The 17669-nt window shown below is 46.4% G+C and carries 16 protein-coding genes; 9 read left to right on the forward strand and 7 right to left on the reverse strand.

The window, feature by feature from the left end; all coding sequences use genetic code 11:
• Positions 1–90: 90 nt before the first annotated feature.
• Positions 91–2571, reverse strand: coding sequence for a ribonucleoside-diphosphate reductase subunit alpha (locus H3H32_RS22090; RefSeq protein WP_182457786.1), 2481 nt, complete (start codon positions 2569–2571; stop codon positions 91–93).
• A 613-nt stretch (positions 2572–3184) separates the two neighbouring features.
• On the opposite strand from H3H32_RS22090, the gene H3H32_RS22095 reads away from it, so the two are divergent.
• The 5 genes from H3H32_RS22095 (at position 3185) to H3H32_RS22115 (ending at position 7816) form a co-directional block, all read left to right on the forward strand.
• Positions 3185–3427: a type B 50S ribosomal protein L31 gene (locus tag H3H32_RS22095; protein WP_182457787.1), complete on the forward strand. Its 243-nt coding sequence runs from the start codon at positions 3185–3187 to the stop codon at positions 3425–3427.
• Between the two features lie 151 nt (positions 3428–3578).
• Entirely contained in the window at positions 3579–4265 is a 687-nt protein-coding gene (locus H3H32_RS22100; RefSeq protein WP_182457788.1) for a response regulator, read from the forward strand.
• Between the two features lie 117 nt (positions 4266–4382).
• Positions 4383–5750 carry a sensor histidine kinase gene (locus H3H32_RS22105; protein ID WP_182457789.1) on the forward strand — a complete coding sequence of 456 codons (1368 nt, stop codon included), beginning with the start codon at positions 4383–4385 and terminating at the stop codon, positions 5748–5750.
• A 162-nt stretch (positions 5751–5912) separates the two neighbouring features.
• Complete coding sequence (locus H3H32_RS22110; protein ID WP_182457790.1) at positions 5913–6242, forward strand: YegP family protein; 330 nt, start codon at positions 5913–5915, stop codon at positions 6240–6242.
• 305 nt (positions 6243–6547) lie between these two features.
• Positions 6548–7816 carry a TolC family protein gene (locus tag H3H32_RS22115; protein WP_182457791.1) on the forward strand — a complete coding sequence of 423 codons (1269 nt, stop codon included), beginning with the start codon at positions 6548–6550 and terminating at the stop codon, positions 7814–7816.
• A 10-nt stretch (positions 7817–7826) separates the two neighbouring features.
• Here H3H32_RS22115 and H3H32_RS22120 read toward each other — a convergent pair whose 3' ends face one another.
• Entirely contained in the window at positions 7827–8777 is a 951-nt protein-coding gene (locus tag H3H32_RS22120; protein ID WP_182457792.1) for an alpha/beta hydrolase, read from the reverse strand.
• 250 nt (positions 8778–9027) lie between these two features.
• On the opposite strand from H3H32_RS22120, the gene H3H32_RS22125 reads away from it, so the two are divergent.
• The 3 genes from H3H32_RS22125 (at position 9028) to H3H32_RS22135 (ending at position 11704) form a co-directional block, all read left to right on the forward strand.
• On the forward strand, positions 9028–9786 hold the full coding sequence (locus tag H3H32_RS22125; RefSeq protein WP_182457793.1) for an acyl-[acyl-carrier-protein] thioesterase: 759 nt from the start codon (positions 9028–9030) through the stop codon (positions 9784–9786).
• A 108-nt stretch (positions 9787–9894) separates the two neighbouring features.
• On the forward strand, positions 9895–10800 hold the full coding sequence (locus H3H32_RS22130; RefSeq protein WP_182464445.1) for a DUF1338 domain-containing protein: 906 nt from the start codon (positions 9895–9897) through the stop codon (positions 10798–10800).
• Between the two features lie 64 nt (positions 10801–10864).
• Positions 10865–11704 (forward strand): sugar phosphate isomerase/epimerase family protein, encoded by an 840-nt coding sequence (locus H3H32_RS22135; protein ID WP_182457794.1) that lies wholly within the window; start codon positions 10865–10867, stop codon positions 11702–11704.
• Positions 11705–11851: 147 nt separating this feature from the next.
• On the opposite strand, the gene H3H32_RS22140 is transcribed toward H3H32_RS22135, so the two are convergent.
• From H3H32_RS22140 to H3H32_RS22160, 5 genes are all read right to left on the reverse strand, one after another.
• Positions 11852–12943: an aminotransferase class I/II-fold pyridoxal phosphate-dependent enzyme gene (locus tag H3H32_RS22140; RefSeq protein ID WP_182457795.1), complete on the reverse strand. Its 1092-nt coding sequence runs from the start codon at positions 12941–12943 to the stop codon at positions 11852–11854.
• Complete coding sequence (locus H3H32_RS22145; protein WP_182457796.1) at positions 12940–13962, reverse strand: dipeptide epimerase; 1023 nt, start codon at positions 13960–13962, stop codon at positions 12940–12942. Before H3H32_RS22145 ends, H3H32_RS22140 begins: the two co-directional genes overlap by 4 nt.
• Positions 13963–14002: 40 nt before the next feature.
• The gene (locus H3H32_RS22150) at positions 14003–14653 is read right to left on the reverse strand and encodes a response regulator transcription factor (protein ID WP_182457797.1); all 651 of its coding nucleotides are present in this window, start codon (positions 14651–14653) and stop codon (positions 14003–14005) included.
• A gap of 96 nt (positions 14654–14749) precedes the next feature.
• Positions 14750–15559 carry a sensor histidine kinase gene (locus tag H3H32_RS22155; protein WP_182457798.1) on the reverse strand — a complete coding sequence of 270 codons (810 nt, stop codon included), beginning with the start codon at positions 15557–15559 and terminating at the stop codon, positions 14750–14752.
• 672 nt (positions 15560–16231) lie between these two features.
• Positions 16232–16573 (reverse strand): hypothetical protein, encoded by a 342-nt coding sequence (locus tag H3H32_RS22160; RefSeq protein WP_182457799.1) that lies wholly within the window; start codon positions 16571–16573, stop codon positions 16232–16234.
• A gap of 517 nt (positions 16574–17090) precedes the next feature.
• Between H3H32_RS22160 and H3H32_RS22165 the strand changes: the two genes are divergently transcribed.
• The gene (locus tag H3H32_RS22165) at positions 17091–17642 is read left to right on the forward strand and encodes a fasciclin domain-containing protein (protein WP_182457800.1); all 552 of its coding nucleotides are present in this window, start codon (positions 17091–17093) and stop codon (positions 17640–17642) included.
• The last annotated feature ends 27 nt before the right edge of the window (positions 17643–17669 follow it).

Here is a 17669-nt window from a genome sequence, read left to right on the forward strand (position 1 = left end):
AAAGAATAGAATAAATACTAAAACACAACTCCCGACCATGTTAACCACAGCCGGGAGTTTGAAACTTGAAACCTTAAATAGCAAAACAGACTAGCTTCCACACATCTCGCAACCTTCTGGGTCATCGAGTGAGCAGGTCATGGCGGCATATTGTTGTTCCAGATCCGTTACCATTGGTACAGGCTGTGGGGCTGCGTTTTGCGCGTGCTCCTTGGCGTACTGTACGTAATCGAGCGGTTTCTCGACGGGTGCGGCTTCGGTCATAACGGCTTCCAGTTGTGGTTCGGCTTGTGGCTGAACAACGGTAAACTTCACGGCATCGGCAGCGGCTTTCGTACGGAGGTAATACATACCCGTTTTCAGACCCGCTTTCCACGCGTAGAAGTGCATCGACGTCAGTTTACCGAAGTTCGAATCCTGAATGTGGATGTTCAGCGACTGCGACTGACAAATGTATGCACCCCGATCGGCGGCCATGTCGATGATGTGCTTCTGCTTGATCTCCCAAACTGTTTTGTACAGGTCTTTGATGTTCTGTGGGATGTTCGGAATCGCCTGAATCGAGCCGTTGGCCAGAATCAGATTGTTTTTCATAGAGTCATTCCACAAGCCCAGTTTCACAAGGTCTTTCAGCAGGTGCTTGTTCACAACCACGAACTCGCCCGACAATACGCGACGGGTGTAGATGTTGCTCGTGTATGGTTCGAAACATTCGTTGTTACCCAGAATCTGCGAGGTCGACGCGGTTGGCATTGGTGCCAGCAACAGCGAATTACGAACGCCATGTTCTACAACGTCTTTCCGCAGGCTTTCCCAATCCCAGCGACCTGATTTTGGTTTTACACCCCACATATCGAACTGGAACTGACCTTCCGAAATCGGTGATCCTTTCCAGGTTTCGTATGGACCGTATTCTTTCGCCTGCTCCATCGACGAAGTCATGGCACCAAAATAGATCGTCTCGAAAATATCTTCGTTCAACCGGCGCGCTTCGTCCGATTCAAACGGCATCCGCAGCATGATGAACGCATCGGCTAAGCCCTGGACACCTAAACCAATTGGCCGATGGCGCATGTTGCTCCGACGAGCCTCTTCAACTGGGTAGTAGTTGATGTCGATGATCTTGTTGAGGTTGCGGGTGGCCGTTTTGGTCACTTCATACAACTTCTGGTGATCGAAGCGCATGATGCCGTCTGGATCACGCTTAATGAACTTCGGCAGTGCGATAGACGCCAGGTTACACACCGCAATTTCGTCCGGAGCAGTATACTCGATGATTTCGGTACACAGGTTCGACGATTTGATAGTACCCAGGTTCTTCTGGTTCGACTTCTTGTTCGCGGCATCCTTGTACAGCATGTAAGGAGTACCGGTTTCCGTTTGCGATTCCAGAATTTTGAACCACAATTCCTGCGCTTTTATCGTCTTACGGGCACGGCCTTCACGTTCGTAACGCTCATACAGAGCTTCGAACTCGTCGCCATAGCAATCGGCCAGACCAGGGCACTCGTGTGGGCAGAACAACGACCAAACGTCATCGGCTTCTACCCGCTTCATGAACAGATCGGGCGTCCAAAGCGCATAGAACAGATCGCGGGCGCGACCTTCTTCTTTACCCGAATTCTTTTTCAGATCCAGGAAGTCAAAGATATCGGCATGCCAGGGTTCCAGGTAAATAGCAAACGAACCTTTGCGCTTGCCACCACCCTGATCTACGTAACGAGCCGTATCGTTGAATACGCGCAGCATTGGTACAATCCCATTGCTGGTTCCATTGGTGCCTTTGATGTAGGTTCCCGTTGCCCGAACGTTATGAATGCTCAGCCCAATACCACCTGCCGACTGTGAAATTTTGGCAGTTTGTTTCAGTGTATCATAAATTCCGTCGATAGAGTCGTCCTTCATCGTCAGCAGGAAGCAACTCGACATCTGTGGTTTCGGCGTTCCGGCGTTAAAGAGCGTCGGGGTTGCGTGCGTAAACCATTTTTCGGAAAGCAAATTATAGGTTTCTATAGCTGCCTCGACGTCTTCCATGTGGATTCCGACGGCCACACGCATCAGCATATGTTGTGGGCGTTCGGCAATCCGACCATCGAGTTTTAGCAGATATGATTTTTCTAGGGTTTTATAGCCAAAATAATCATAGCCATAATCCCGATCGTAAATGATCGTTGAATCCAGCAACGCTGCGTGTTGCCGTACAACATCATATACCTCTTTAGAAATCAGTGATGCGTTTTCGCCGGTTTTGGGGTCTTCGTACTGATATAATTTCTTGATCGTTCCAGAGAACGATTTGTTGGTCTCTTTGTGCAGGTTCGAGATGGCAATCCGAGCGGCCAGAATGGCATAATCTGGATGCTTGGTCGTCATCGAAGCAGCTGTTTCAGCGGCCAGATTGTCGAGTTCGGTGGTTTTTACACCATCGTACAGACCACTTACAACTTTTACGGCTACTTCAACGGGTTGTACATAGGCGGGGTCAAGGCCATAGCACAGCTTCTCGATGCGAGCGGTGATTTTGTCGAACTTGACGGACTCCCGGCGACCGTCGCGTTTGATAACGTACATACGTAGTTTGGCTAGTTAAGTATGGAAAAATGTTGACTGTAGGACATGTTACGGTTGAGATGTAGGTTATATGATGGTTAATTATAGAGGCAGTTTATTTTTAGTTGTTCAGGTACGAAGGCACTTGAACAAGTAACCAAAAAACCGAACTTCGGGCGTTAGTCTGAAGCGTGGCAGGATGGCGTTCTAAAGTTCTTTTGAAAAAGACGGAAAAGCAACCCGGAAGGTTCGGGCATTTTTGCAAATCCTTGAAACGTTCAACTCTGCGGGCAGGTTAAGAAATTGTTAAGTCGTCAGCGTTAGCGACTTAACAATACCCCACCCAAGAGATATTCTAAGAAATTAAAAAAAGCGTTTTTATAGATCGGAAGAGCGGCCAAACGTTGGCAGCACCATTCCGTGGAAGAAGCGTATTGCATCGGAAAGCTAAAAAGAAACAGGCACAGCACAAGGGCATATTACCGAATTATTAGGCAACGGTTCTCCTTTAACCGGTTCGTTATCAACCCACAAAAGAACCCATAAAAAGGCTTGTCAATCCTGATAAAACACCGTACCTTTGCAGTCCTTTTCGGTCGGAAACCGAGAAGATGATAAGAAACAGAAGATAATCATGAAAAAGGGCATTCACCCGGATTACCGCGAAGTGGTATTCCACGACCTGTCAAGCGACTATAAATTTCTGACGCGCTCAACAGTTCAAACCAGAGACAGCATCGAGTTCGAAGGGAAAACCTATCCGCTCGTTAAGATCGAAGTTAGCTCGCAGTCGCACCCATTCTACACGGGCAAAAACGTACTGCTTGATACAGCTGGTCGTGTGGACAAGTTCCGCAAACGGTACGGTACGAAGTAAGACATTTCCAGTTGATACAGAACTCCCCTGTTGCGGTAACCGTGGCAGGGGAGTTCTTTTTTAAACCTATAAGGTTTCAAAAACCTTATAGGTTTGTAATCTCGTCAATTTAAACGTGCTATTTACGTTTACTTTACTCAACCCTACAGGCATGAAAAAAATCCTGATCATTGAAGACGACCGACGCATTGCCCAGAATATAAGCCGGGGCCTTCAGGAAGAAGGTTATGCAACCGAAGTGGTGTATGAGGGGTTGAATGGTCGCCAGATTGCACTACAAACGGGAATAGACTTATTGATTTTAGACATCAATTTACCCGGTCTGAGTGGGTTTGAAGTGTGCCGGAGTGTTCGGGCAGAGAAACCCCAACTCCCGATCATCATGCTTACTGCCCTCGGCGAAATTGAAGACAAAGTTGAGGGGTTAGCGCTGGGTGCCGACGATTATCTGGTCAAACCGTTCGACTTTCGTGAATTACTGGCTCGGGTAGCAACCTGTTTTCGGCGGTCGGCCTTACTTACCGACGCCGTTGCCGAAGACATCTGCCAAGTGGCTAATCTAACGGTTAACCTGACCCTAAAAGAAGTTCGCCGGGATAATGTACTGATTGATTTGACGGCCCGTGAATTTGCCCTGTTGGAATACCTGATTCGGAATAAAGGCCGGGTGCTATCGAAACTGGATATTGCCGAAACCGTGTGGAATCTTAATTTCGACCCAGGTACCAATGTCGTAGAGGTATACGTCAATTACCTGCGCAAGAAAATCGACCGCGACTTTGAGCCTAAACTAATTCATACCCGCCCTGGCATGGGTTATGTGTTAAAAGAGGAGTAAATATAGGGAGAAAGGAAGAGAGGGAAGAAGGGGAATAGGGAAAGCGTAATGAGCTATTTTCCTCTCCCTCCTCCCTTTCTTCCCACTTTTCCCCCTCCTCCCTCTCTCCCTCTCACCATGACCATTCGTAATCGTATCGCCCTTCAGTTCTCGCTCATTGTTGCTTCTATTCTGATTGTGTTTTCGGTACTGATATACCTGGTGTCGGCAACCTATCGGCGGGAGGAATTTTATGATCGCCTAAAAAATAAAGCCAGAACGACGGTTCGTTTTTTGATTGAGGTAAAAGAAGTCGATCGGGAGTTGCTTAAAATCATCGACCGCAATACCCTTACGGCGCTTATTGATGAGAAGGTCTTAATTTTTGACGCCAAAAATCGCCTGATCTATTCAAGCGTCGATGATCAGGTGATTTATTTCAAAGCCACCTTGCTGGATGAAGTCCGACAAAAAAAGGAAATTGAAACCTTTAGCGGGCATAATGAACTGATCGGATTGCTTTACCGACAGAATGGCCGCGATTTGGTTGTGCTGGCTTCTGCCTATGATCAGTTCGGAAAAAGCAAATTAGAAAACCTTCGTCTTACATTGGGTTGGGGATTATTAGCGGGTATCGGTATTACCATCGGCCTGGGCATTTTTTTTGCCGGGCAGTCGTTACAGCCAATCAGTCAGATCAATCAGCAGGTATCAACCATTACAGCCTCAAATCTGCAGCAACGATTAGACGAGGGCAATCGGCAGGATGAGATTGCCCGGTTGGCGATGAATTTCAACGATGTGATGCATCGGCTGTATCAAGCGTTTGAACAACAACGGAGTTTTGTATCGCATGCTTCACACGAACTCCGCACACCGCTGGCCGCGCTGAAATCAGAAATTCAACTGGGTTTACGGCGCCCGTTAACTGCACCGGAATCGGAAGAAATATTAACCAACCTCCTGTCGGATACCGACCGACTCATTGGCCTGACCAATAGTTTACTGTTACTGGCCCGAACGCTGGAAACAAGCAATCAGGTTTCATTTCAATCCATTCGGGTCGACGACGTTGTTTTTCTGGCTAAAGATGAACTGGTAAGCGCGAAGCCCAATTACCGAATCGCTATTGATTATAGTAATATCCCCGAAACCGAAACTGAAACACTCGTCAAGGCCAATGAAAGCCTGCTCAAACAGGTTCTGCTCAATTTGTTTGACAATGCCTGCAAATACTCGTCCGATCATACTGCTCAGGTTCGGATCAGTACTGATAGTCAATATTGCCGAATTGCCATTCAGGACAAGGGGATTGGCATGTCAGAACATGACCAGGCGCATATTTTTGAGCCATTCTACCGATCGACCAACGCGCTGAATTATCAGGGATTTGGCATTGGGCTATCCATTTGCGCGAAGCTGATTGAGCTTCATCACGGTACAATGACCGTTAACAGCCAATTAGGCGAGGGTAGTACATTTACGGTTTCACTTCCTCATTTGTAATTCCTGGGACTGCCTTCAGACCTCAGCTAACTACCTCACAACGAATTGTATTTATGAATAAGTAGAAGCCACATAAGTATGCGTTTTATGGCGGATAGCAACTTTCTATGTGCGTTTATTCCGACGGCATGGAAACTAATGGTAACCTAAAATCTGTACGTCATGGGAAAATTTGTTGTGACAAAAGCCGCTAATGATCAGTTTTATTTCAACTTAAAAGCCGACAATGGTCAGGTCATTCTTACCAGCGAAGGCTATACTAGCAAAGCCGGCTGCATGAACGGGATTGAGTCTGTCAAAAACAACGCACCGAACGATGGCCAATTCGCCCGAAAAGAGTCGGCCAACGGTAAATTCTATTTTAATTTAAAAGCCACCAACGGACAAATCATCGGAACAAGTCAGATGTACGAAAGTGCAGCTGGGCGCGACAATGGTATTGAATCCGTAAAAAATAACGCCCCCTCAGCGGCAATTGAAGATAATTATTAACTAGGCACTAGGCATCTCAAAATAATGTAAGTACTTACTAATAAGCTTATTTAAACTTTTGAGACCAGTTACTCAAACGAGCTTTTTTGTCATTCTGACGAAGGAAGAATCTTAGCGTTTCTTTACCAGAAAGTAAGGATAATGTAAGATTCTTCCTTCGTCAGAATGACAAAAAATGGGTAGCTCTAGATCAGCCCAAGGCAGGCTTCTAATAATTTTCTAATCTTTTTATAAATTTCCTTTAATACGGTTTTAAGCTTTGATTAATATAAGTTGAGGAAATTTGTAGCCCTACTTATGAAACCATGCGGCTACTGCTGATTCTGTTAGTTTGTTCTCTGTCTTTTCTGTATACCAAGCCTCTTCGGGCGCAGGACTCCCTCTTCATCACGCTTCGACAGGCCGACAGCCTGTTTCTCAAAAACAATTTATTGCTACTGGCCGAGCGGTTTCGGATCGATGCCAGTCAGGCGCAGGTGTTGCAGGCCAGCTTATACGACAACCCAAACGTCTCGCTGGAGGTCAGCTCCTTCAACAACGAGACTCGGCGAGTGCTGGATGTAGGCAAGCAAGGGGAGAAAATCGTCTCGGTGCAGCAGCTACTTTATACGGCAGGTAAACGCAATAAACGGATCGCGCTGGCATCTGAAGCGGCTCGCCTGACTGAATTGGAATTACGGGATCTACTACGTGGTCTGCGTTTTGACCTACGGTCTCGGTTTTACTCCGTTTATTTTCAGCAACTGACGTTGAATCGGTTCAATCAGCAGATTACAATGCTTGAAACGATTGTATCCGCCTATGAAACTCAGTACCAACGGAACAACATTTCGCTTCGGGAGTTGCTTCGGCTTAAGGCGTTGCTCTTTCAACTTAACAACGACCGAACAGAAATTATCTTCCAACTAGCCGACGATCAGCGGGCATTACGCACGCTCCTATCGGTCGACCAACCCATTCGGCCACGGGTTCGGGATGCAACGATACCACGCTATCATTTGCCAACCCAATCCGATGACACGCTCCAGCAAATGGCTCTCCGAAGTCGCCCCGATCTGAAAGGGTCGGAATCACTTATTCGGCAGGCCGAGTTAAATTATAATCTGCAGAAAGCACTAGCTGTGCCCGACTTGCGCGTAGGCGGTACCTATGATCAGGCAGGCAGTTATATTCAAAACTATGTTGGTCTTTCGGTTTCGGCCGATATCCCCGTTTTTAACCGAAACCAGGGGGCCATCCGGGCGGCTCGTAGCCAGATTAATTACCAGAGCCAGTTACAACACCAGAAAGTTGTTCAGGTCAGGAATGAAGTAGCTACCTCCCTGGAAAAAGTCCGGGAAGTTGAACGGCGGGTACAATCTGTCGAGCGTTCATTTACCGATCAATTCGACGAACTGAACCGGGGCGTTATTACCAGCTTCCAAAAAGGGAACCTGACCCTTCTCGAATTCGTCGACCTGATTGAATCCTACAATGATAGCGTTCGCCAGCTCAACCGTCTGAAAGCCGACCGAATCAGCGCTTATGAAGAGCTAAATTACCTGGTCGGCGATGATCTATTTCGCTATAATTAAGCTGTATAGCTCACTGAAAGGTTTCATCTAACCAGGCCACTACCTGATTCCAGCTCTCTACGGGGATTTTCGCGTGTGTCGTGTTTTTCATGACCAAAAATTCCTTTTTGTTGCCGGGAACAAGGTTGTAGAACTCTTTCACTTTATCGATAGAAAATAATTCGTCCTGATCGCCAACACCGACCAGTACTGGGATAGTCAACGTTTTCGGCAGCCGGAGTTCTTTGACATTCAGCATGGATACAAATCGAAGGGTGTATCTATAATTGAACAAAGAATCTTTCGAGACAATCATCCCCTTTCTGTAGTACTCAACGGCCGGATACGATGGGCGAAAAATAGAGCTGGCGAGAATTTTTGCTTTTTCGAAAAGTGCAGGTTGTGCTGAGACTCCTTTTTTACCTTCATAAGCCCCCGAAAGTAATACCAGACCCGAAATCTCATTGGGAATGGCATCGGCTGCCAGAATCGCAGATGCCACGCCCATACTATGCCCCAGGATAACCACTTTGGGGTAACCCAGTTTTTTGATATAGCGGACCGATTCGACTAAATCAGCAATCCAACGTTCTTTATTCGGACTATCTCCCCGATTACCATCCGATAAACCGTGGCCTCTATAATCCAACCCGAAGGTCGTATAACCACCCGCCGATAGTGGGGTCCCGGCCATATTATAGGCCCCACTATATGCCGTTATGCCATGAAAAAGTAAAACGGCAATGTCTTTCTTGGCGGGTTCAATCGTGTCAGGATTCCATCGGCGCAGAAAAAGTGTTACGCCATCTGATGTCGTAAACTGCTCGTGGGGCCCCGTAAAACGTTGTCTCAAACTAACTGCTTCTTCAGGCGTAATACCAGCATGATTCGTCTTTGACTCAGTTGGCCAATACGCCAGAATCAATCCAATAACAACAACAAGTACGAGTAAGACCCCAATAATGCGTAAGACTTTCTTCATGATCCTGATTCGTATAGACAAGTAAATAACCCCTTAGTATTTCAATGAAACGATTGGCTTTATGCCTGATTAGGTACGTTATAAAATTGCCAAAACGCGCTGATTTACTGAATTATAGCTATCAAGTTTTCTCCGAACAAATTCTACCTATGAGCTACTAGGTCGCTGATGCCTACGTGAATTACAAGTCAACTAAGCGAGCTAGCACCACACGCCAAAAATAAAAGCGATGCCTTTGTACCTTTACGGCATGGCCTTTATCCAAACAGACACCTTTACAGTACGCGGTTACGAATGCGACGCGTTCGGCCGAATGAGTATTCCGGCCCTCATGAACCTGATGCAGGAATCCGCGAATCGGAACGCGATCGACTACGGCATCGGCATTTCCGATTTGGCCGAACGCGGTTTCGGCTGGATGCTCATGCGCTTTCGACTACGGATGCACGAGTACCCACGTTATGGCCAGACAATTCGGGTAATGACCTATCCTACTGAGGTCGAGAAATATTTTATTTATCGTGATTTCCAGGTATTGGCCGAAGATGGAACGCTGCTCGCCGATGCCGCCAGCACGTGGCTCGTGTTTAGTATGGAAAAACGATCGATGGTATCGCTCCCCGATTTTATCCGTAGGTTAAGTCCGCCGACAGATCTTCCTAAAACGACTGTTGCTCCAATAGGGAAACTATCCTCCAGACCCATTTTCCAATCGGCAGATTTTAACCCGACTCATACCAAAGACATAGAAGTGGGCTGGCTAAGCATCGACCAGAATCAACATGTCAATAATGTGGCTTACGTTGAATGGCTACTTGAAGCAATGCGTACAGAAACGTTAAAAACGCGGAAATTAGCCGAAATTGATTTAGTTTACCGAACCGAAAGTCACTGGCAGGATCAATTGCAGATTCAATCAGTTATTGAAAGCCCACAGGCATTTCTGCATCGGATTTTACACCCCGAATCGGGGAAAGATGTGTTACTGGCCAGAAGCCTTTGGTGTTAGTTTTGTCATGCTGACGAAGGAAGCATCTTCGTCGATTGGCTATTGCTATAGCTAGAGTACATTGCTGTTAACGAAGATGCTTCCTTCGTCAGCATGACAAAAACAATTATGACCACTTCATCCAAAAAAACGCTTGACGGTGTGCTCGGCGGACTGATGCATCGATACAGCGAGCGCGTTCCCGATGTGCAGAACGTTATTAACGCCATGCTCGACGCGGGCATTATTCAATCGCCGAACGAGATCGAGAATGACCACATCGCCTTCCGAACGATGGGCGTCCCCAACCTCGGCATTGCCTCGTTCGAGAAGATTTTCCTTCATTATGGTTATGAGAAACGCGACGAGTTCAACTTCACGGGTAAGAAATTAACGGCCTACTGGTACAGTCCGCCCGAACCCCATTATCCGCGCATTTTTGCGAGTGAACTCCGCGTTCATGAGCTATCCGACGAAGCCCAACAGATCATTCACCGCTATACCGACACGGTCACGAGTGACCCCGTTGATTCGCTGGATCTAGACGATGCCAATGCTGTTGATCAGTTTCTGCACCAGCCGCTTTGGGAAACGCCAACCCTGGCTGATTATCAAACCCTGTTGGCCGAAAGCGAGTATGCGGCCTGGGTGATTTACAATCGCTATTACCTGAACCATTTCACTATCAGCGTTCATAATCTGAAACAGGGTTATAACACCATCGGCGAGTATGTTGCCTTTCTGGAAAGCCGGGGTTTCCGACTCAATTCAGCTGGGGGCACCATCAAAATTAGTCCGGACGGCGATTTGCGACAGGCCTCGACGGTAGCGCAACTAATCGACGCTGAATTTGCCGGGGGCGATGTATTCCGCATTGCAGGTTCTTACGTAGAGTTTGCCGAACGGCGTGTGCTCCCTCAGTTTCGCGACTTACCCGCCGATCAGATCACTCGGCAGCACCGACGCGAAGGCTTCGAAACAGGCAATGCCGACAAGATTTTCGAAAGTACGTTCACAACCCAAACGGGTAGATAGTTGATTATGAACAACTTTGAACTTGAAACCTTGAACAACTAAAACAATCCCAAACCCTCCATCCATGAAAGCTCCTTCTACCCTTCTATTGGCTGGCCTGCTTTTGTGGGGCATGGCTGCTCAGGCTCAGAAACCGGCTCCAGTCGGCCTGCAATTGTACAGTTTTCGTACTCAGTTTGCGAAAGATGTTCCGAGTACGATGGCCAAAGTGAAAGAAATGGGCTTTCGGGAAGCCGAGATTGCAGGCACTTACGGGCTTAGCTTACCCGATTTCCGTCAATTATTGGATCAGAATGGTATAAAGGCGATTAGCACGGGAGCGAGTTTCGAGGATCTGGATTCGAACGTCCCGAAGATTATTGCCGAAGCGAAGGCACTGGGAGTAAAATACATTGTCTGTACCTGGATTCCTCACGCTGGCGATAAATTTACGGTACAGGATGCCGACCGTGCAATTGATGTATTCAACACCGCCGGAAAGCTATTGGCCGATAACGACTTAACCTTCTGCTACCACAATCACGGCTACGAATTTCAGACCTACAAGGACGGTACTTTTTTCGATTATCTGGCCGAAAATCTCGATCCAAAAGCTGTCCATTTTGAAATGGATGTGTTCTGGGTGAAATCGCCAGGCTATGACCCAGTCGCGCTATTGCAGAAGTATCCCAAACGCTTCCTGCTCATGCATCTCAAAGATCGAAAACCTGGCACTCCCGATAGTCAGACAGGTCATTCGGATGTAGAATCGAATGTTGTGCTTGGCCAGGGCGATGTGGGCATTGCAGCGATTATGAAACAAGCCAAAAAATCGGGAGTCAAACACTTTTTCATCGAAGACGAATCCTCCCGTTCGATGGAGCAGATGCCCGAAAGTCTGAAATTTTTGGAGGGATTGAAGTAAGACTTAAAAGAGGCTATTTAAATTTCTCAAATGAATTTAAAATCATTTTTCTGTCATTCCGACGTCAGGAGGAATCTCAAATTCTCATATCAGTCAAGTTTGAGATTCCTCCTGACGTCGGAATGACAGAAAAGTTTACCTTATTAATCACTTTAGAAGTTTGAATCCTCCAACTCGCTCGGCTAATTCCTGAATATCTTCAGCCGTATGAAAAGCGCTAATAACAATTCGTGTATTGGCCCGATCATTGGCCGTGGGGTAAGCAAATGAATAAACTAGAATGTCATGATCGAGTAGGTAAGCATATAGATCATCCTGCTCAGTGAAGAAAACCGGATAGCCTGTTGCATGCCGAAATAAACCGGTTGGCAGCAAGAGCTTCTCGGCAAGAAGAATGTTCTGTTGCAGACGCTCATAGCCTTCGGCATAGAGTGCATCGGCTTGTAAGTAGGCAGCCAGATTGGCGGGTGGCATAGGCGAGCAAGCCCCGAAAAAAGCTGTACGGCGCAGGTTGGTCAATGTATCAGTATCCCCGAAAATAACGCCCCCCGGCATGCCCATTGCCTTCGCTAAAGACGCCGTACCCACCAATCGAACGTTTGGTTTATGGCTGATTTTCGGCCAAATACCCCGGCCCTGATTCAGCACGCCCAATCCATGGGAATCGTCGACAACCAGTATGATAGGCCGATCATCAGGCAGCTCGCTAACCCAACTAAAATCATAATAGTCTGAGCGAACGGCCTCAATCGAATTGGTCAAAATAGCTACCGGACCAATCGGAAGTGTCTGCAGTTGATTGGAGAGTTGCGCCGTCCACTCGTCGAAAGACATTGATGGCAACTTAACCACAGGTTCGTGCCAGAGGGCCGGATGTGCGTTGGGGGCATACACGAACGTAACGCTCTGTCCACGTAGCCAGTTTATGACAACCTGCCCCGCCATCATACCCGACGATACGGTCAACGCAGCTTCAGCCCCAATACTAGAGGCTAATTTAGCCTCGGCTTCTTCGTAAATACTGAGCCGTAAATTTCCGTTCCGTGAACTACCAAAAACGGTTCCGTATTGGCCAATGGCCGCTAACATTAATCGATGGTATGACGGATTTTGGGGCAACCCCAGATAAGCTGTGCCGCTAAAAAAACGATACGTCTTTTCGTTATGGGTAATCGTTCGGTTTGGAAGGTGACTGATTTCGAAATTATCAATCGTTCGTCCTGTTACGCTCTCGCTCATTCTGCTGCTAATAATCGTACGCCAGTGCCGTTTTCGTCGGGGTAAACAATCCTACCATACTCAAAGGTAACGCCAGTAGCCGGATCATTCGCAATCAACATAGCACCATCCAGATCGGCATAATCGAGCAAAGGCAGCAATTGAGCTATGGCCGAAATACCCACACTCGACTCGGTCATACAGCCCACCATGACCTGTAAACCCAACGCACGGGCACGGGAAATCATTCGTCGGGCGGGCGTTATGCCTCCGCATTTGGTTAGTTTGATATTTACCCCGTGAAAATAACCTGCGCATCGGTCAACATCGGCTTCAACGATACAGCTTTCATCGGCAATAATCGGTAGGGCGCTCTGTTCATAAACCTGCTTGGCTCCTTCCCAATCATCGGCAGGCAGCGGCTGTTCAATAAACTCAACATTTAGGTCACGCAATAACTTCGACTTGGCAACGGCCTCATCTGCCGACCACCCGCAGTTAGCATCTACCCGAAAGAGGGCATCGGTGTGCTGCCGTAACGACTGAACCAGGTTTATATCTTCGTCAGGACGACCGAGTTTGATTTTATAAAGCGGCCAGGGGCGCTCCTGCATTTTCTCGACCATCTTTTGGGGCGTATCCAATCCAATCGTATAATCGGTTGGGGGACAATTAACGGGGTCGAGATTCCAGATTTTGTAAAGCGGCTGACCTTTTCGCTTAGCCCATAAATCCCAGGCAGCCTGATCAAGCGCACAGAGAGCAAACGGATTTTCGGCCAGATGTGGTTGCATATCCGCCCAAAACTGCTCAGGCTCCGTCAGATTATACTCTTCAATGCGATCGCGGATGGCTTCGAGCGCAACGACCATACCCTCAATCGTAACACCATAATAATGGGTGGCCGTAGCCTCACCAAAACCCCGGTAGGCCCCATCGCGCAGTTCGACAATGAGCGTTGGCTGAACGTCGCGGCTATCGTGGGCAATCGTAAATGTATGATTCAGGCGGAGGTCAATCCGGTGAAAAAGCAGTTGCATGACGCTAAGATTTCAACAAAGATAGGTGGAACAGGAAAGATCAAAAAGTGACCAATCCATGACGCACAGCCTCAATGACCATTCCGACGCGTGTTTTCACGTTCATTTTCTGAAAAACCACTTCCCGATACCCATCTACAGTTCGGGTAGCCACGCACATTTGATCAGCGATCTCGGCGTAGGTTAGTTCACTACAGGCTATTTTCAAAAACTCGTATTCACGATCATTCAGATTGAAACTGGCAACCGCACTCTGCCCGTTGGGGGTATTAAGGTTATGAATCAGTTTGGTTGTCAGAAAATCGGTATAATAGTAGCCTTTGGTCATAACATCATTCAACGCCTGACGGAATTCGGACGGGCGACAATCTTTCAGTAAATAACCTCGGGCACCATTACGCACCATCCGAACAATATGATCTTCGCGGTCGGTCATTGACAAAGCCAGTACGCGTACAGTTGGGTAAAGTTGTCGAAGCTGCAACGCCGTCTCGAAACCATCCATTATGGGCATACTTAGGTCGAGCAGGGCAATATCAGGAACTTGAGCATTTCGGCTTAATTGATCGAGCAGGTCGCGGCCATTTTCGGCGACCAATAGAACACTATATTCGTCAAATTTTTGGATCAGGTTGGATAGCCCTTCGGCTACCAGACGATGATCGTCGACAATGGCAATGGATACAGGCATAGAGGGAGGGCACGTGGTTGCTACCTGAAAAGTATAGCCCTAAACCAACGAATGCAAAAAATACATCTAATTATTTTAATGTATTTTTTGCATTCGTTAACTGGGTTGATTACCAGGCATCCGAATTTCAATGCAGGTGCCAACGCCGGGTTGACTCGTAATGGTACAAGTACCGCCAAGTAAGCCTGCTCTGTGCTGAAGATTACCCAAACCAGACCCCGCCTGATCGATTGTTCGATTCATGGCTTCTGACACAACAAACCCCCGCCCATCGTCGGAAATAGATAATGTAAATGGGTTGGCGCTATAATCTAGTTTAACGGTCAGGGTTTTCGCCTGGGCATGTTTAATGGCATTATTGAGCGCTTCCTGCGTCATCCGCAACAAGACCATTTCGGTTTGCTTCTCCAATGAATAGGGCTCGCCAACGGTATTTAGCTGAGTTTTTAGGCGACCTGCCCGTTCGATGCGTTCCAGTTCAAGCGTCAAACTAGGGAGCAATCCAAACCGACTAACCGTATCATAATCAAGCGTTTTCGACATCATCCGAACATCTGTAATAACAGTTCGAACTAAGTCGCGCGTTTGCTGAACAGATTGCTCGGTAGCAACTTCGGTCGTTTCGTCTTCTATCGTATTCAGGCGCATGACAACTACGCTTAGCAATTGTCCAATATTATCGTGAAGCTCGTGTGCAATCTGCTGAAGGGTCTGATTTTGCGTATCGAGTTCCGACTGAAGAAGTTTGCGTCGATTGATTTCCTCAATCGTAATTAATTCCTGCTGATGTGTTTTGTACCGTTGCTTATACAGGAAGAGTAATAACGTAATGAAGCCTCCTAATAAAAGAAAAACCAACGTGCCTATTGAGATAATCAGGATAACATCAGGTGCATTATTAGACATATTGCTTACGGCCTGTTACTGTTCTGCGAATATCGCAAGTAGACATATAAAGCCCGCAAAAAAAAGGCAAACAATAAACAATCCATTAACTCATGAATCCAATAAACCGTTAATGCGTAAGGGCCCGAGTTACTAATCAAATGTTGCATTAAACCCTGTACAAAAAAATTACCCAGCGATGTGAAAAATAAACCTGCAGCAATCCAGAACATAGCATCTCGCTCTAACGCCAGAACTTTTATATCCATAAAAATTCGCAAAAGGTAATGCCCTGATAAAAAAGCCATTAACACATTGAAAATCGTAATTGCATACGAATTATATTGAGTCCAGGGCTGGATTGTGAGCGATAAAATTAAAGCCCCAATATCAAACAAAATGATTGACAACCAAATGAGTCGTTTACGAGAAGACGACTCATCTAGCTGACCAAATTGTAGACCGTATAAAGAATATTGTACTATTGTAAGAATATGATACAGATAGATGTTATCGTCTTTGGTTGCTTTTATTATATATATCGCGTACAAAGTAGTAGCGAATGTCAGGGTTATATTAATCGTTAATAAGCGGAGTGGGGGCGTAAGTACCCGATAGTTTATACTATACAAATAAGTACTTACACCCATCAATCCAACATACAAAAGCGTATCCCACATACTACGTAATTATCTATTGATCTGCGTATCGATCGCTAAGTTCCAGCGGACACGGAGGGCGCTGGCAGCAACATTCCGCTTCAGTCAGGTCTGTATCTTCCCGAGCGCGGCCATCTGGCTGTGTAGGAGCAATAAACAAAAAATGTCGATCTTTTTCGTCAATGCCGTAATATACTTTGATGTGGTCTGACTGATTTTCAGCCAGTATTTTTTGAATTCCTGTTACATCAAAGTAGCCCGTTTGAAAAAATTTAGTTAAGCCTGATTCGGCCAGCAGTTTTTCGTAGCGTTCACAAGCTTCCTTCAGTTTTATGGGATCTGTAGGATATGGGTCATTCTGTACAGTTTCAGCCATTTTGAATAAGTAGTTAAAAGGTCCACTCAAACCTAATGGCTTATGTATGTTAAAACAATATACACTACATCCTATATACGTTTTGGCATGATTAAGCAACCTATTATATTCTTAAAAGTCAGACACTTAACTACAAAATAGTAGACTACTACTAGTCATTTGCTGAGTAAATACGGGAGATTTCCCGTATTTGATACGGGAAATCTCCCGTATACGAATTGGGTGTTCTCCCCTACTAATTCTATAATTTATCGATCACTTTTGTAGAGGCTTTCATTCTCATCCACGCCATAAGGATATCCTCACCTAATTAGAAGCTTAGTTCCGCCAGACATATGTCTGGCGGTCTTTGTTTATAGCTATCTGGACAGGTACAGAAAAAATATAATTAACTAAAAATCAACAGCTTAAAAAAAAGTTATAGGACATTCCAATCCAAAGCCTACCGCTATCCCGTAAGTCTTCCCGTTGATCGACACAGTTCAGTATAATTTTAACACTTTCTAAAATAACGACGATGAAGACGTTCAAATTCACGTTGGCTATACTCAGCTTACTGTCTATCAGCCAATTTTCATTTGCCCAGGAGAAGACCGTGACGGTTGGTGGTGCGCCCATGTATCCGTCCAAAAATATCATTGAAAATGCCGTAAACTCGAAAGATCACACTACGCTTGTAGCGGCAGTTAAGGCTGCTGGTCTTGTCGAAACGTTGTCGGGTCCTGGTCCATTCACTGTATTTGCTCCAACGAATAAAGCATTCGACAAACTGCCTAAAGGCACGGTTGAAACACTGGTAAAACCTGAGAACAAAGAAACGCTGACCAAAATACTGACCTACCACGTGGTACCCGGTAAAATGAGTGCCGCCGATCTGATGAAAGCAATCATGGACGGTGGTGGTAAAGCCACGTTGAAAACGGCTTCAGGTGGTACGTTGACGGCCATGATGAAAGGCAAAAAAATCGAATTAATGGATGCTAAAGGCGGCACATCGACCGTAACAATCGCCGATGTGAACCAGTCCAACGGCGTGATTCACGTGATTGATACCGTATTGATGCCTTAACAAGTTTCTTACTTATTTCCGACACAA

Source organism: Spirosoma foliorum (assembly GCF_014117325.1).
GTDB classification, from domain to species: domain Bacteria; phylum Bacteroidota; class Bacteroidia; order Cytophagales; family Spirosomataceae; genus Spirosoma; species Spirosoma foliorum.

What these genes read in the sequence shown, in the direction of transcription:
- H3H32_RS22090 (WP_182457786.1), bottom strand. Translation starts at nt 2,571, where the DNA reads ATGTACGTTATCAAACGCGACGGTCGCCGGGAGTCCGTCAAGTTCGAC.
- H3H32_RS22095 (WP_182457787.1), top strand. Translation starts at nt 3,185, where the DNA reads ATGAAAAAGGGCATTCACCCGGATTACCGCGAAGTGGTATTCCACGAC.
- H3H32_RS22100 (WP_182457788.1), top strand. Translation starts at nt 3,579, where the DNA reads ATGAAAAAAATCCTGATCATTGAAGACGACCGACGCATTGCCCAGAAT.
- H3H32_RS22105 (WP_182457789.1), top strand. Translation starts at nt 4,383, where the DNA reads ATGACCATTCGTAATCGTATCGCCCTTCAGTTCTCGCTCATTGTTGCT.
- H3H32_RS22110 (WP_182457790.1), top strand. Translation starts at nt 5,913, where the DNA reads ATGGGAAAATTTGTTGTGACAAAAGCCGCTAATGATCAGTTTTATTTC.
- H3H32_RS22115 (WP_182457791.1), top strand. Translation starts at nt 6,548, where the DNA reads ATGCGGCTACTGCTGATTCTGTTAGTTTGTTCTCTGTCTTTTCTGTAT.
- H3H32_RS22120 (WP_182457792.1), bottom strand. Translation starts at nt 8,777, where the DNA reads ATGAAGAAAGTCTTACGCATTATTGGGGTCTTACTCGTACTTGTTGTT.
- H3H32_RS22125 (WP_182457793.1), top strand. Translation starts at nt 9,028, where the DNA reads ATGGCCTTTATCCAAACAGACACCTTTACAGTACGCGGTTACGAATGC.
- H3H32_RS22130 (WP_182464445.1), top strand. Translation starts at nt 9,895, where the DNA reads ATGACCACTTCATCCAAAAAAACGCTTGACGGTGTGCTCGGCGGACTG.
- H3H32_RS22135 (WP_182457794.1), top strand. Translation starts at nt 10,865, where the DNA reads ATGAAAGCTCCTTCTACCCTTCTATTGGCTGGCCTGCTTTTGTGGGGC.
- H3H32_RS22140 (WP_182457795.1), bottom strand. Translation starts at nt 12,943, where the DNA reads ATGAGCGAGAGCGTAACAGGACGAACGATTGATAATTTCGAAATCAGT.
- H3H32_RS22145 (WP_182457796.1), bottom strand. Translation starts at nt 13,962, where the DNA reads ATGCAACTGCTTTTTCACCGGATTGACCTCCGCCTGAATCATACATTT.
- H3H32_RS22150 (WP_182457797.1), bottom strand. Translation starts at nt 14,653, where the DNA reads ATGCCTGTATCCATTGCCATTGTCGACGATCATCGTCTGGTAGCCGAA.
- H3H32_RS22155 (WP_182457798.1), bottom strand. Translation starts at nt 15,559, where the DNA reads ATGTCTAATAATGCACCTGATGTTATCCTGATTATCTCAATAGGCACG.
- H3H32_RS22160 (WP_182457799.1), bottom strand. Translation starts at nt 16,573, where the DNA reads ATGGCTGAAACTGTACAGAATGACCCATATCCTACAGATCCCATAAAA.
- H3H32_RS22165 (WP_182457800.1), top strand. Translation starts at nt 17,091, where the DNA reads ATGAAGACGTTCAAATTCACGTTGGCTATACTCAGCTTACTGTCTATC.